Source organism: Ancylomarina longa, from assembly GCF_003996985.1.
Classification (GTDB): domain Bacteria; phylum Bacteroidota; class Bacteroidia; order Bacteroidales; family Marinifilaceae; genus Ancylomarina_A; species Ancylomarina_A longa.
This window is the reverse complement of sequence record NZ_RJJX01000221.1, coordinates 1-466: the sequence shown is the minus strand read 5'-3', so window position 1 is coordinate 466 and position 466 is coordinate 1. Positions and strand designations below refer to the sequence as shown.

Genomic DNA, 466 nt, shown 5'->3' with positions numbered 1-466 from the left:
CTCAACTAAGCGAGCTGCCGTTGATGTATTTGACAATGAACCAGCATCGCTTGATAACGAGCCTTTATTGTCATTACCAAACGTTACGGCTACCCCACATTTAGGGTATGTAGAGCAAAACAGCTATGATCTTTACTTCAAAATAGCATTCGAGAAAATTTTAGCTTTCGAACAGGGTAAGGCATAAAATCAGCATCGAAGAAATCGTTGTTATAACAAACAATTCAAGCTGATTCGCAACGCTCGGCGCGTTCGGTTTCAACTTGTTTAGTGATTACGGTGCAGTGTTTTAGTAAGGTGTCAGCGTTGCTCACAACTTAATTGGGCGTTATGTTTACTTGTATTTCAAAGGCTTAAAGGTCTTAGGCTCTGGTTCTTTGTCCCTTTGGCAATTCTTCCCTAGTAGACTCAGCAAATCCGACTTGTCGGCCTAATTTCTTGAATCTCTCAGCCCGTAAAACATGCC

The 466-nt window shown here is 41.6% G+C and carries 1 protein-coding gene; it reads left to right on the top strand.

Going from position 1 to position 466, the window contains the following annotated elements; translation table 11 throughout:
* Window positions 1-187, top strand: a 187-nt coding sequence (locus DLK05_RS17035; protein WP_209319966.1) for an NAD(P)-dependent oxidoreductase, incomplete at its 5' end; no start/stop codon positions are given.
* Window positions 188-466: the final 279 nt, after the last annotated feature.